General features: G+C 68.2%; 13 protein-coding genes. 4 read left to right on the top strand and 9 right to left on the bottom strand.

All coding sequences use genetic code 11. The features are described 5' to 3' along the window. Positions 1-5: 5 nt before the first annotated feature. From ACFE7U_RS00605 to ACFE7U_RS00585, 5 genes are all read right to left on the bottom strand, one after another. Complete coding sequence (locus ACFE7U_RS00605; RefSeq protein WP_375407780.1) at positions 6-1,556, bottom strand: PAS domain-containing sensor histidine kinase; 1,551 nt, start codon at positions 1,554-1,556, stop codon at positions 6-8. 384 nt (positions 1,557-1,940) lie between these two features. Next, positions 1,941-2,726: a TVP38/TMEM64 family protein gene (locus ACFE7U_RS00600; protein ID WP_375407779.1), complete on the bottom strand. Its 786-nt coding sequence runs from the start codon at positions 2,724-2,726 to the stop codon at positions 1,941-1,943. Positions 2,727-2,751: 25 nt separating this feature from the next. Then, positions 2,752-3,402, bottom strand: coding sequence for a class I SAM-dependent methyltransferase (locus tag ACFE7U_RS00595; RefSeq protein ID WP_375407778.1), 651 nt, complete (start codon positions 3,400-3,402; stop codon positions 2,752-2,754). 33 nt (positions 3,403-3,435) lie between these two features. Next, the gene (mnmA, locus tag ACFE7U_RS00590) at positions 3,436-4,599 is read right to left on the bottom strand and encodes a tRNA 2-thiouridine(34) synthase MnmA (protein ID WP_375407777.1); all 1,164 of its coding nucleotides are present in this window, start codon (positions 4,597-4,599) and stop codon (positions 3,436-3,438) included. Positions 4,600-4,895: 296 nt separating this feature from the next. Then, positions 4,896-5,180: a hypothetical protein gene (locus ACFE7U_RS00585; protein WP_375407776.1), complete on the bottom strand. Its 285-nt coding sequence runs from the start codon at positions 5,178-5,180 to the stop codon at positions 4,896-4,898. A gap of 60 nt (positions 5,181-5,240) precedes the next feature. Here ACFE7U_RS00585 and ACFE7U_RS00580 point away from each other — a divergent pair, with 60 nt between their 5' ends. The 4 genes from ACFE7U_RS00580 to ACFE7U_RS00565 all read left to right on the top strand — a co-directional run bounded on the left by ACFE7U_RS00580 (position 5,241) and on the right by ACFE7U_RS00565 (position 8,854). Further along, entirely contained in the window at positions 5,241-6,374 is a 1,134-nt protein-coding gene (locus ACFE7U_RS00580) for a flagellar hook-length control protein FliK (RefSeq protein WP_375407775.1), read from the top strand. 12 nt (positions 6,375-6,386) lie between these two features. Next, a complete protein-coding gene (locus ACFE7U_RS00575; RefSeq protein WP_375407774.1) occupies positions 6,387-7,061 on the top strand; it encodes a flagellar hook assembly protein FlgD in 675 nt (224 codons plus the stop codon). Positions 7,062-7,165: 104 nt separating this feature from the next. Further along, entirely contained in the window at positions 7,166-7,441 is a 276-nt protein-coding gene (locus ACFE7U_RS00570) for a DUF1153 domain-containing protein (RefSeq protein ID WP_055885701.1), read from the top strand. 321 nt (positions 7,442-7,762) lie between these two features. Beyond that, on the top strand, positions 7,763-8,854 hold the full coding sequence (locus tag ACFE7U_RS00565) for a flippase-like domain-containing protein (protein ID WP_375407773.1): 1,092 nt from the start codon (positions 7,763-7,765) through the stop codon (positions 8,852-8,854). A 9-nt stretch (positions 8,855-8,863) separates the two neighbouring features. Here the strand turns inward: ACFE7U_RS00565 and gmk are convergent, their stop codons facing one another. From gmk to ACFE7U_RS00545, 4 genes are all read right to left on the bottom strand, one after another. Further along, a complete protein-coding gene (gmk, locus tag ACFE7U_RS00560; protein WP_375407772.1) occupies positions 8,864-9,517 on the bottom strand; it encodes a guanylate kinase in 654 nt (217 codons plus the stop codon). A gap of 13 nt (positions 9,518-9,530) precedes the next feature. Further along, positions 9,531-10,409, bottom strand: a complete 879-nt coding sequence (locus tag ACFE7U_RS00555) for a YicC/YloC family endoribonuclease (protein ID WP_375407771.1) — start codon at positions 10,407-10,409, stop codon at positions 9,531-9,533. Beyond that, positions 10,406-11,773, bottom strand: coding sequence for an endolytic transglycosylase MltG (gene mltG, locus ACFE7U_RS00550; RefSeq protein ID WP_375407770.1), 1,368 nt, complete (start codon positions 11,771-11,773; stop codon positions 10,406-10,408). Before mltG ends, ACFE7U_RS00555 begins: the two co-directional genes overlap by 4 nt. A 183-nt stretch (positions 11,774-11,956) precedes the next feature. After that, a complete protein-coding gene (locus ACFE7U_RS00545) occupies positions 11,957-13,036 on the bottom strand; it encodes a GSCFA domain-containing protein (RefSeq protein WP_375407769.1) in 1,080 nt (359 codons plus the stop codon). Positions 13,037-13,044: the final 8 nt, after the last annotated feature.

Below are 13,044 nucleotides of genomic sequence, written 5' to 3'. Positions count from 1 at the left end.
AGGTCTCAGGCCGGCCGACCCTCTGCGACCTTGCCGGGCACGACGATCCGGAAGCAGGCGCCGCTCGTACCCTCGTCGAGATCGAGGGTCCCGCCGTTGAGGCGGACGAGTTCCGAGGCGATGGCGAGGCCGAGCCCGGTACCGCCCGCCCGCATGGAGCCCTGAAAGGGCGCGAACAACGTCGCTCTGGCGCTTTCGGGCAGTCCCGGGCCGTTATCGGCGAGGAGAATGACCACCCGATCGTCCTGGCGCCGCGCCGTGATCGTCACGAGGGGTGCGACCTCCTGGGTGCCGGCGGCATCCAGAGCCTGGACCGCATTGCGGACGATGTTGGTGAGCGCCCGCGCGAATTGCTCGGGATCCACGTAGATGGCGAGGTCAGGTTCGGCATCGGTCTCAATCCGGATGCGCGCGTCGGCGCCGAGTGCTGCCAGATCCTCCATCTCGTCGAGGAGAGGTGCGAGCAGGACGCGGCGGCGCTGCGGATAGGGCTCCGTCGCACGCCCATAGGCCAGAGTCGCCTCGCAGAAGCGGATCGCCCGGTCGAGGGTCGCGATGAGGCGGGGCGCCACCCGCTGCACGACCGGATCGGCAACGCCTTCGAGGCGGTCACCGAGCAGTTGGGCGGTTGTGAGCAGGTTCCTGAGCTCGTGATTGATCTTGCTCACCGACAGCCCGAGCCCGGCCAGGCGCCGGCGTTCGCGCAGTTCGCCCGCCAGCGCCCATTGCATCTGCGCGAGCGCGGTCTCCGCCCGTCCGATCGCATCGCTGCGCCGGGACGGCACGATGTTGGCGTCGATCGCCTCGGGGTCGTTCGCGAACTCGCCTATGTTGCGCGCGAGGCGACGGACCGGGCGCACGACGCTGCGCTGAATGACGAGGTAAACCAACCCGGCTGCCGCGACGGCAGCCAACAGGCAGGCGGCGAGAAGCTGGAGCGCAAACTCCCGCATCGACCTCTGCAGCAGTCTCTCGTCCACCAACACGTCGACGCGCCCGAGGCGCACGTCGTCACTGCCTCCGATGGCGGCGAGGTGGTGGTCGACGGACCGGTCGATCGAGCCGGAGCGGGCAAGTTTCGGCCCCACGATCCAGATCGATCGCGACGCATCCGAGAACAGAAGCCTCATGCACGCGCCGAGCGCAGCATTGACGGTCTCTTCGGCCAGGTCGAACCCCCGGGCATCGCGGTCCCCTGCTCCCGACGGACCCAGGAGACGTCTGCCGCCATGGCTCTCGACGGCGACGGCCTTGGCGCCGATTTCGTCGAGGACGACCCGTCCCCGCTCATCGGAGACCCGTCGCTCCTCCGTCATGTCCATCGCAAAGGCCGCAATCCGGGCTTCGGCACTGCGCTCCGAGAGCCATGTCCTGCGATGATCAGCAAGGAGGCTCATCGCAGCCACAGCCTCGACGACCAGGACGAGGGCGAAGACGACGAGGAACAGCCGCGCCGCGAGGTCGATCCCGTGCCGACGGTCCCGAACGTCGTGTCGCGGCACCGGCGTCGAGGTCCTATCGGTGTCGTTCGTCTCGATTCCCGGATGGAGGTTCATCGATGCCGTGATCGATCCATTCCGTGCCGCTTCGGGCGGCGTCATCGTGGCATCACCGAGAGCCGAACTGTCGATGTCATCCGGCTGGGCATGCGCATCGACGGGTCCGAATTGGGCATGACCTGCTGCACTGATCTATTCTCTCGTAACACGCGAACGCTATGACCATCTCAGCGGTCGAGCGTTGACGAAGAACGATCGCGTCATGTGCTTCCTGGAGCATTTGGCGGATGCGTTGGCAATCGCACACAGATCCATTGCAGGACGCCGATGGCATTATTCTGCCTCGTACAGCAAGGCGGCGTCAGCGGAACCGACGGCGCGCCGGCGATGTGTTCAGGCGACCCTTGCCGAATACGACGAACCTCGCAGTGCTGATGTCGATCAGGCTTCGCGGACACGGTGACGCCGGACGAACCAGTGCCGCAGGGCGATCGAAGCGAGGGCGAAGGCCGCGAGGGTGCCGAGGCCCGCCAAGGTCTTCGGTGTGACGAAAGCGGTGAACGACAGGGCGTCGTCGCAAGCGCCGCCGGCAGTGAGGCAGGCGGCCTTGGTGGCCTCATGCGCGGCGACGACGCCCTCTATCGCAGCGCCTGTGGCCGCATACACGAAGGCACCGGGCGTCAGACCGATCAAGGTCGCCGACGCGAAGCTCCGCAACCGCACCCCGAAGGCCGCAGGCGCGAGGTTGGTGAGCCAGAACGGGAAGACCGGCAGCAGCCGCAGAACCACGATGTAGCCGAAGGCGTCGCGGCGGAAGCCGTCGGCGAGGCCGGAGAGCCGCGGACCGGCACGCCGCGCGAGAAGATCAGCCGCGGCCCAACGGCCGATCGAAAACACGATGACCGCGCCCGTCGTCGCGGCCGCGACGGCGAGGCAAGCGCCGACAGTCGTGCCGAACAGGAAGCCGAAGATCACCGTCAGGATCACCGAGGCCGGGATCGAGACGACGACGAAGGCGACGTAGGCGAGCCAGGCGGCCGCCATCGCGCGCGGCGGATTCTCGGAGACCGCGGCCGCCAGCCAGGCCCGCGAGGCGAGGAGCTGGTCGAGACCGACGAACCGGGACGCGCCCGACGCGAGGACGGCGAGCGAGACCGCGAGGAGCAGGCCGAGGGGCGCCCAGCGCAGACCGGCCCGCAGCCGTGTTTCCCGGTTCGCCGCCGTCATTGGGTGTCCCTGCCGAGGATCGACCTCAGCCGCGCTTGCGCATCCGCAGGATCTTGAAGAAGCCACCCGGGAAGGTCGGGGCCACGCCGATGAACTCGACGCCGTTTCGCCGCGCCCAAGCCTCGATCCGTGTCGACTTGAAGGCGGACGACCACCCGATCTTGGTGCAGAGTGGCGCCACGATTTCCTCGACCTTGGCGACGGCGCCGCGTGTCTGGCCGAAATGATTGGCGAGCACGATCTCGCCGCCGGGCCTTACCACGCGAAGGAACTCCGAGAGGGCACCCTCGGGGTCCGGCACCAGGGTGATGAGGAACTGCGCGACCACCGCATCGAAGCTGTCATCGGCATAGCCGAGCCGGCACACGTCCATCACCTGCAGCCCGCGTACATGGGTCAGGCCGCGGCGCAGGACCTTGCGTCGGGCGCGCTTGAGCATGTCTTCGGAGAGGTCGACGCCGCAGACGAAGCTGCCCGCGGGATAGTAGCCGAGTGACAGACCGGTACCGACGCCGGCCTCCAGGATGCGCGGTCCGCAGGCGACTGCGGCCTCGACGGCGTCGCGTGCCGCCGGCTCGGTGAGCTTGTCGTAGACCACGTCGTAGACGGGCGCCCACCGCGCATAGGCCTTGCGCATCAGCGCCGTGCTCGGACCGGCCTGCGGCTCGCTCAGCATAGGGACCTCGTGTTCGGAAAAGTGGGAATCGGCTCAAGCGGCGCGGGCTGTCCCCGCCTGCAACGCGTCGACCCGCCGGATGGTGCCGCCGCCGAGAACGCGGGCACGCGGCCCGTCATCGGCGTAGAGGACGCATGCCTGCCCCGGCGAGACGCCGTCCTCCGGCGTACCCAGGACCACGTCGGCATGGCCCGTCGCCGCATCGTAGGACAGGATTGCCGGACGCGGCTCGCGGGTCGAGCGAACGCGCACGGCTACCGGCAACTCGGCAATGTCGGCGAGCGGCACCGGGCCGAGCCAGTTGACGTCGGTCAGCCGGATGCGGCTCGTGGCCAGCGCCGAGCGCGGCCCAACGACGACGCGGGCGGCATCGGGTTCGAGCCGGACGACGTAGAGGGGTTCGCCGACCGCGAGCTTCAGGCCGCGGCGCTGGCCGACCGTGTAGTGGATGATGCCGTCGTGGCGTCCGAGAACGCGGCCTTCGAGATCGACCACGTCGCCGGGCCTCGCCGCATCCGGCCGCAGCCGCGCGATCACGTCGGCGTAGCGCCCTTGCGGCACGAAGCAGATGTCCTGGCTGTCGGCCTTCTCCGCCACCGAAAGGCCGAGCTCGCGCGCGAGGCGCCGCGTCTCGTCCTTGGGCAACTCGCCCAGCGGAAAGCGTAGGAAGTCGAGCTGCTCGGCCGTCGTGGCGTAGAGGAAATAGCTCTGGTCGCGGGCCGGATCGAGGGCGCGATACAGGGCGCGCGCCGGCCCGCCGGGGGCGACCGGTCGGCTCGCCACGTAATGGCCCGTCGCCAGGGCATCGGCGTCGAGGCTGCGGGCGAGGCCGAGGAGGTCGCGGAACTTCACCGACCTGTTGCACTCGACGCAGGGGATCGGGGTCTCGCCGGCGAGATAACTCTCGGCAAATCGATCGATCACGGCCTCGCGAAACTTGTCCTCGTAGTCGAGGACGTAGTGCGGGATGCCCAGCGACTCCGCGACCCGCCGGGCGTCGTCGATGTCCTGCCCGGCGCAGCATGCACCCTTGCGATGGATCGCGGCGCCATGGTCGTAGAGCTGGAGCGTCACGCCGACGACGTCGTAGCCCTGCCGCTTGAGCAGACCGGCAACGACGGAAGAATCGACGCCGCCGGACATGGCGACGACGACCCGCGTCTCGTGTGGGGCCTTGGGAAGGTCGAGGGAGTTCATCGCGTCGCGGTTTGCCGGTGTCCGGTGGGAACGGACCGTTAGCACCCGGCTGAACCTATATCGATCCTCGCGCGCAAGTTCCAGGCATGGCCTGAATGAGTGCCCGACCACGGCGATCCTTTCGACCGAGGGCGGCAAATCTTGCCGGAGCGCGGCACGATCCGCCGGTTTCAACCCGCCGATCTCATCGAGTGGTTCTAAAAACATAGCTGCTTCAGATACTTGGCATTGACCCAAAATGGCTTACGACTTGCTCGATGGTAGCGAGAGACGAGACTGGGCGAATGACGATGCGGCTACAGGAAACGGAAGGGTTTGCAGGGCAGGCCGTTCGCGCGGCAGCCAAAGGCAGCATGGTCGCCCGCCGCGACCCTCTGCCGATCCAGCGCTTCACGATCGAGGACGAGCGCGGCGCGGCCGATCGCTCGCGGCTGGAACGGGCTCAAACCGATCGGAAAGCCGACGCCGATCTCGTGGAGCGGCGTGAGGCGCAGCGTAACCTGGATCGGCGAGCCACGTCCGCGTCGATGTCCGAGATTCGCGCTGAACGGCCCGAACAATTGCTGGGAGGACGGGGCCAAACGCCTTCGACCGAACAGGGTTCGGTGTCGAGCCGGCAGGCAGAAGCCGAGGCTGCCGAGGTGTCCCCAGCCGGGCGCGATCCCGTCGAGAAGGACGACGAGAAGGCCAGCGAGGCGCCTTCGGAGGCACGGGCAGCCCAGGACGCCCAGTCATCCTTGATGATGTCGCCGCCGTTGCCAGTGGGGAGGGTGCTGGCCCAGGCCGCATCCGCGCCGGCGGGCCGAAACGTCGCCGAGATCGCTTCTGAGGACGAGTACGAGGCTTCGGCGAAACTGAATGGAGATGACGGACGTGGCCGGGAGGGCGAGGGCCAGGCGACCCAGGCTGAAGAGGCCCAAGCCAAGGACCTGGCGACAGCCGCAGTCTCGGTGAGCCCCATCCCCTCGGGAACGCTGCCCGCTACCGCGGCGGCCGAGCAAACGCAGCCCGGACCGGCCCATGGTCCGGCGCCGGAATCCGTCCAGCGAACCGCACTCGATGGCAAAGGCGGACACGGCACAGCCCCGGTCACGAATTTGGCCGGACCCGGTCCAACCTCGGTTCAAGCCGCGTCGAACGAAGCCGATTCCGCGACGTCCGCCGTCACTGAGCCGCGCGATGGCGGCAGCCCCTTCGCCGACGTCCTCTCCGGCGTCTCGCCGGAGGCGGCGAAGGACCTGATGGCGGCAACCGTCCCCACCGCTTCCACGGAATCAATTGCGGCCAATTCCAGCTTGGAGGCCCCAGCCTCGCTGCCGACGCCTCACCAGGGTGCTCCCGTGCCGATCGGCGCCGTTCCGATGACCATCGGGCTGCGCTCGCTGTCGGGCTCCAGCCATTTCGAGATCCGGCTCGATCCGGTCGATCTCGGCCGGATCGACGTCAGGCTCGAGATCGACAAGGACCTCGGCACGGTGACGACCAGTGTGGTGGTCGACCGCCCCGATACCCTGGCGCTGCTTCAGCGCGATTCCGGGAACCTTCAGCAGGCTCTGGCCCAGGCCGGGCTCGACCCTGGGGCTGGCATCTCGTTGTCCTTGCGGAGCGACGGGATGGCCGGCGACCGGGGATCGGGCGATCCACGATCCGAAGGCCGCGGAACGGACGGCCGGGGCGGTCCGCCGAGCGCGGACCCATCCCTCCCACAGCCTCTCACCGACTACGTCGCCCCACGCATGCTGCGTGGGATTGCCGGCATCGATATCCGGATCTGAAGGAGCTTCATCATGACGGCCGGCATCAGTTCACTGACCAATACCGCCTCGTCCTCGAGCTCGGCGACATCCGCCGACAAGCAGGAGATCGCGGGCAACTTCACCCAGTTCCTGACCTTGCTGACGACGCAGCTCAAGAACCAGAATCCCCTCGACCCGCTCGATACCAACCAGTTCACGCAGCAACTGGTGCAGTATGCGGGCGTGGAGCAGCAGCTCAAATCGAACGACCGGCTCGATTCCATCCTCTCGAACGCCAAGTCGTCGAGTGCGGCCTCCGCCACGGGCTTCATCGGCCAGACCGTGACGGCCGACGGCAAGACCGCGCAGCTCAACGGGGGGGCTGCGACCTGGAGCCTGACCCCCTCGCGCGCCGGCAAGGCCACGATCACCATCAGCGATGCCAAGGGCAACGTGGTCGCCACACAGAACAAGGCGCTCACCGCGGGTGCCCAGACCTTCACCTGGGACGGCCGGTCGTCGTCCGGCTTCAGCTCGGCGGACGGGACCTACTCGATCAAGGTCGACGCCGTCGATACGACCGGAAGCAAGGTTTCGGTCGATACGCAGCTCACCGGCAAGGTCGACGCGATCGATCTCACGGGCTCGGAACCCGTCCTCCTGATTGGCGATGCGCGACTGCCCGTCTCCAGCGTCCGCAGCATCGGAACAGGGTTATCCACATGACGCAGTTGGGGATGATTCGGATACAATCGATCCGCTTCAAGATATTTTAAGTGGGCGCGACTAGCTTCGGGGCTCGACAGGTCAGTCGAGTTGTAGAGCGTATCATGACCGAACCGCACCGCCCGAGAGTCAAGTACGTCATCGGGCCCGATGGAAGCCCCCTGACGATTGCCGATCTACCGCCGACTACGACCCGTCGCTGGGTCATCCGCCGTAAAGCCGAAGTCGTCGCCGCCGTCCGCGGTGGTCTCCTCAGTCTCGAGGAAGCCTGCCAACGCTACACGTTGACGACCGAAGAGTTCCTGAGCTGGCAGTTCTCCATCGATCAGCACGGCCTCGCCGGACTTCGGACCACGCGGATCCAGCATTACCGTCACTGACGGGTCGGAAACGGACGAGATCCCGCTTCGGCATCAAGGGATCCATATCGAAAGCCGCGTCCACCGCTGTGGACGCGGCTTTTCGTTGTGCGGATCGCGCGCTCGCAGGGCCGGCGCCTTGCACACGTCGTGTCGCCGATACCCTGATTTCGGCCCCAAAGACGCCCTATCGGTCGACTGCCAGGATGGATGGGCGCTCCGCGAGAGCATTGCGGCTCGTCCGAGCGGCCCGAACTATGGCACCGGGCGCGTCATCTCAGGGGGAACGATCGTGCCATCAGTCCGCGCCCTGATCCTGGAGAACCGCGGGGATGATACCGCATGAGCATCACCGAGGTGCGGGCAAGTCCCGGCCGCGGGTCCGTGATCCTGCGTTGGGTCCTGCGCCGCCTGCCGCTCGTCGGAACCCTCATCGGCTTCGGCCTCGCGGTCTGGCTCGTCTCCACGAACGATCTCGGTGCGATCGGTGCCGCCTTCGCGCGGATCGGACCGTGGGGACTGGGTGCGATCGTCCTCGTGCGGATGGCCATCATCCTCCTGTGCGGGCTCGGATGGAGCCGAATCCTCGGCCGTCTCGCTCCCGTCGCCGATGGACCCTACGTGATGCTGCGCTTCGTGCGCGAGGGTATCAACACGCTCCTTCCGGTGGCATCGGTCGGTGGCGACGTGGTCGGCGGCCGGCTGCTGACGTTCTGGGGGGTCCCGGGTGCCTCCGCGGCGGCCTCGATCCTGGTCGATCTGCTGCTCCAGACGGCGACCCTGGTGGTTTTCACATTGATCGGCGTCGTCCTGCTCATGCAGGTCGAAGGTGATGCGGCCGCCTCCCTGGCGAATTGGGCCCTCCATGCCCTCGTAGTCATGGCGGTCGTCCTCGCGTGCTTCTTCGCGTTCCAGCGCGCCGGTGCGGTCGGGACGTTCGCGCGGTTGCTCGGTGATCTCGGCCGCCGCTTGTCTCGCGACGATGCCCCTGCCCGGGACGCCGCCAAAGCCGGCGCCGCCACCGTGGCCGCGGATGTGCAACATGCCCTCGATACCGTCTGGGCCAGGGATCGCCGCACGGCGCTCGCCCAGTCGATCCTCCTGCACTTCGGTGCGTGGCTGCTGGGCGCCTTCGAGATCTGGATCGCCCTCGCGTGCATCGGCGTCGAGGGTATCGGGTTCGCGGAAGCGATCGTGATCGAGGCCCTGACCCAGGCCATCAAGACCGCGGCTTTCCCCGTGCCGAGCGGCCTCGGCGTCCAGGAAGGCGGCTTCGTTCTCGTCGGCAGCCTGTTCGGCCTCGATGCGGGCACGGCGCTGGCGCTGTCCCTGGTCAAGCGCGTGCCGGACGTGGTCCTGGGCCTACCCTCCCTGGTCCTGTGGCAGAGCCTCGAGGCGCGACGGGCGACCGTCATGCCGCCGCGAACCGGCTGAGCCCGGCGTTCAGGCAGTCCTGTCGGCCTCGCTTAGCAATCCTTCCACGAAACCGGTGAGGCCGCTGCGCCGCGTCCGCTTCAGGCGCTCGGCCGTGAGGATGCCCTGCAGCGACCGGAAGGCTTCGTCGAGGTCGTCGTTGACGAGCACATAGTCGTACTCGTTCCAGCGCTGGATCTCCATGCGGGCATTGGCGAGGCGCTTCTCGATGGTGGCGGGCGAATCCTCCGCGCGGCGTTCGAGGCGGCTGCGCAGCTCGGCCATGCTCGGAGGCAGGATGAAGATCGTCACCACGTCGTCAACGAGCTTGGACCGGACCTGGCGCGTGCCCTGGTAGTCGATGTCGAAGATCATGTCGCGACCGGCCGCCAGCACCCGTTCCACCGGGCGGCGCGGCGTGCCGTAGAAGTTGCCGTGGACCTCCGCCCATTCCAGGAGATCGTCCCGGGAGCGCAGGCTCTCGAACGCCTCGCGGTCGATGAAGGTGTAGTGCTTGCCGTCGATCTCGGAGGGGCGGCGCTGCCGGGTCGTCACCGAGATCGACAGGTCGAGGCCCCAGGACGCATCGCCGGCGACGGCTCGCGTCAGGGTCGTCTTGCCCGCCCCTGACGGCGAGGACAGGATCAGGATGAACCCACGTCGCCCGATCGTCTGCGCTGTCATCGTCTTCTCGAACCTATTCGACGTTCTGGACCTGCTCCCGGAATTGCTCCACGACGGCCTTCAAGTCGAGTCCGATCCGCGACAGGGCGACGTCATTGGCCTTGGCGCAGAGCGTATTGGCCTCGCGCCCGAGCTCCTGCGCGAGGAAATCGAGCTTGCGCCCGATGGCGCCCCCTCCGGCGACGAGGTCGCGCAGGCTGGCGAGGTGAGCGCGCAGGCGATCGAGCTCCTCGCGAACATCGGCCTTGGCGGCCATCAGCACCGCCTCCTGATGCAGACGCTCCGCGTCGAAGCTGCCCGATTGCAGGAGAGTCTCGACCGTTGCCGCCAGACGTGCGCGCACGGCCTCGGGCTTGCGCGCCGGGCACGCCTCGGCGGCCTCGGTCAGCCCCTCCATCGCGGCGAGCTGGCCCTCGATGATCTCGCGCAACTGCCGCCCTTCGGCCCTGCGTGCCTCGATGAGATCGGCGACCAGCCTGACGACGCCCTCGGAGAGATCGCGGGACAGCGTCTCCGCCTCTGCGCCTGGCTCGTCGTCCGCCTCGATCACGCCGCGGATGCCGAGCAGGCCGTCGAGGGTCGCGGGCGCCATTCCAGAGGGAAGCGGCACCCTGGCGATCGATGCCGCGAGCGAGGCCAGAAGCGCCTCGTTGATCCGGATGCGGGGTGTGACCTCCGGGCGGATGAGCGTGAGGCTCACCTGGCACTGCCCACGGCTCAGGCTGCGCTGCAGGGCCGTGCGCGCCACGTCGCCGATGGCGTCGAACCCGTTGGGAACCCTCAGCCGAACATCGAGGCCGCGCCCGTTGACGCTGCGGACCTCCCAGGCCCACTGCACCGGACCCGTGGTGCCGGATGCCCGGGCGAACCCCGTCATGCTCGACAGGATCATGGTTGCTTGAGCACCGGGACGGTTTTCGCCGAGTTCAGGTCGAAGGTCCGGTTGCGCAGAGGATCGAGCCTGGTCCCCTCCGAGGCATCGAAGGCCTTGGACTTCTGGCCCGACCCGTCGGGGCCGGCACCCAGCGCGAAATTCGCTCCCCCCGGCGCGTAGGCCGAAGCCTTCCCGCCCGCGGCCGATTCCACCGGTGGCTCGGCCTTGTCGACGGCACCGGCATCGGGTGCCGCCGGGGTCTGGCGGCTGCGCTCGACCTGGCGCCAGCGCGCCACGTTGCGCGCATGGGCCTCAAGGGTCTCGGCGAAGGCGTGGCCGCCGGTGCCGTCGGCGACGAAGAACAGGTCCTTGGTCCGCGACGGGTTGGCCACCGCCTCCAGTGCGGCGCGGCCCGGATTGGCGATGGGACCGGGCGGCAGGCCCTCGATGACGTAGGTGTTGTACGGGGTCGCCCGCTCGATCTCGGAGCGCTGGATGCCGCGACCGAGGGTGCCGCGCCCGCCCACGAGCCCGTACACGATGGTGGGGTCGGATTGCAGCTTCATGCGCTTGTTGAGGCGGTTGACGAAGACGCCGGCGACGCGCGGTCGCTCGTCGGCCCGGCCGGTCTCCTTCTCGACGATGGAGGCGAGGGTGACCATCTCGGCCGGCGTCTTGACCGGGACGTCGGCGTTGCGGCGCGCCCAGATCTGGTTGAGCACCTCGCGCTGCTTGGCACGCATCAGGTTCACGATCTGCTGCCGCGTGGCACCGCGTTCGTACTTGTAGGTGTCGGGCAACAACGATCCTTCCGGCGGGATCTCGTTGATGTCGCCTACCAGGACGTCGTCCTCGTTGAGGCGGCCGACGATCTGCTCACTGGTCAGGCCCTCCGGAAAGGTGAGGGCGTGCTGCACCTGGCGCCCGGCGGAGAGGACGTCGATGACCTCCGCCAGGCTTGCATGGGCCTTGAACGGGTACTCTCCGGCCTTCAGGGCCTTGCCGCTCAGCCGGGCGGCGAGTTCGAACACACCGGTATGGCTGATGACCCCCTCGCGGGTCAGCGCTTCGGCGATCTCGCTGGTGCCGCTGCGGGACGGAATGACGACGACCTTGTCGGTCTGGAGCGGCCCCGGTTCGCGGGTCTGGCGCTGGAAGACCGAGAGGCCGATCATCACGCCGATGGCCAGCACGACGGAGAGGGTGAGCAGGCCGCTGATGGTGCCGACGAGCCCGCCGCGCCGACGCTTGGGGCGGAACGGCGGCGGGGGTGCCGCCGTCGGCTTGATCGCCTCGCTCGGGCTACGCGGCGACAGGCGGTTCGGGAGGGCCGGCTCGTCCGCCTGGACGGGAGTGGCTGGCGGTTGGCGTCTGCGGAACATGAACATCCTGTGCGGACTTCGATGGCGCCCGTCGCCGCTGCCTCTGAATGGCGCGGCGCCGCTGCACGCGTCAAGCTTGGCAACGTTCCCCAAAGCCTGATCGATTTTTATGGCCAAAAGGCGATGCCGGGGCACGCATCATCGTCATTCAGCCTGGATCGGCGGCTTCATCGACCTCGTTCTTCAGGAATCGAGCAATTCCTCGTCGCAGACGACTTGGGCCGTGCGCAGGTTCTCGCCCCGGAGGTCGAAGCGCGTGGCTTCGGGGCGCTCGTGCACCTCATCCGCATGGGCCATGAAGCAGCGCATCACGTGGGCGACGCCCGCTGGCGTGACGGCGCGCAGGTTGTCAGCGAAGTATCGCCCGATCGTCGTAGGCGCCGTGACGATCTCGTAGGAGGGGAAATAGAACACCTGCGAGCGCGCGGCGCAGACCTCCTCGGCCACGACCCGCAGGGCGGCCTTGCTGTAGGCGTTGGCCACGAGGACGTGGCGATCGGCATAGGTCGCGGCGAGGGGCACCGGCGAGACCGTGAGGATGACGCGCGCGGCCGGGTTCACGGTTCGCAGGGCATCGATGAAGCGCAGCATGTCGGCGGTCATCTCGGCGACACCCGCATTGACGAAGCCGATCTGCTCCGGATCCCAGATCCCGCCTGCGACCCCCGGCGGAAGCGGCAGGGCGGCGCCATCCGAAAGGTCGCGCCAGCCCTCTGTCAGTCCGAGGGTGAAGACCAGGGTGTCGAGGCTCTCGAACAGGGTACGGACACGGCCGAGATGGGCGTCGCGCGCGGCGGCCACGGCCTCGGGGCCGTCATGGCCGTCGGCCTCGATGCGAGGGCGGAACGGATCCACGAAACGACCATCCGCGCGCTGCCAGGCGACGAGGTTGGGTGCGAAGGTGCCGAAGGCCCTGTCGAAGAGCTGAACGAGCTGGCGCGTCGTGTAGATGTTACCGTAGCGCGCCGAGAAATCCCCTTCCGCCTCGGCGCCGAGGCCATCCGCCTTCGGCCCGGCCGGGACATCGCCTCCGGGCGGCTCAGCGACGAGGAAGTTGAAGCCGCCGGCTTTCAGGGCTCGGGCCACGTGCTGGGCAAAGCAGCTTCCCGCCGTGGCGATGCGCTCGGTCCGGCTCAGACGAAACACGGTTCCGCCGGTCGGGTCGAGGGCGAAGGGCGGCGTCCCGGCCACGGCGCGGCGCCACGAGCGCCGCTCCGGCAGGCTCGAATAGGGGTTCGTCGCGTAGAGGGGATCGGACGCCACGGCTTCTC

Source organism: uncultured Methylobacterium sp. (assembly GCF_964251405.1).
Classification (GTDB): Bacteria; Pseudomonadota; Alphaproteobacteria; order Rhizobiales; family Beijerinckiaceae; genus Methylobacterium.
The sequence above is the reverse complement of the archived record's forward strand: the minus strand, read 5'-3'. Positions and strand labels throughout refer to the sequence as shown.

What these genes read in the sequence shown, in the direction of transcription:
- ACFE7U_RS00605 (WP_375407780.1), bottom strand. Translation starts at nt 1,556, where the DNA reads ATGAACCTCCATCCGGGAATCGAGACGAACGACACCGATAGGACCTCG.
- ACFE7U_RS00575 (WP_375407774.1), top strand. Translation starts at nt 6,387, where the DNA reads ATGACGGCCGGCATCAGTTCACTGACCAATACCGCCTCGTCCTCGAGC.
- ACFE7U_RS00565 (WP_375407773.1), top strand. Translation starts at nt 7,763, where the DNA reads ATGAGCATCACCGAGGTGCGGGCAAGTCCCGGCCGCGGGTCCGTGATC.
- ACFE7U_RS00555 (WP_375407771.1), bottom strand. Translation starts at nt 10,409, where the DNA reads ATGATCCTGTCGAGCATGACGGGGTTCGCCCGGGCATCCGGCACCACG.
- mnmA (WP_375407777.1), bottom strand. Translation starts at nt 4,599, where the DNA reads ATGAACTCCCTCGACCTTCCCAAGGCCCCACACGAGACGCGGGTCGTC.
- ACFE7U_RS00570 (WP_055885701.1), top strand. Translation starts at nt 7,166, where the DNA reads ATGACCGAACCGCACCGCCCGAGAGTCAAGTACGTCATCGGGCCCGAT.
- ACFE7U_RS00595 (WP_375407778.1), bottom strand. Translation starts at nt 3,402, where the DNA reads ATGCTGAGCGAGCCGCAGGCCGGTCCGAGCACGGCGCTGATGCGCAAG.
- mltG (WP_375407770.1), bottom strand. Translation starts at nt 11,773, where the DNA reads ATGTTCCGCAGACGCCAACCGCCAGCCACTCCCGTCCAGGCGGACGAG.
- gmk (WP_375407772.1), bottom strand. Translation starts at nt 9,517, where the DNA reads ATGACAGCGCAGACGATCGGGCGACGTGGGTTCATCCTGATCCTGTCC.
- ACFE7U_RS00600 (WP_375407779.1), bottom strand. Translation starts at nt 2,726, where the DNA reads ATGACGGCGGCGAACCGGGAAACACGGCTGCGGGCCGGTCTGCGCTGG.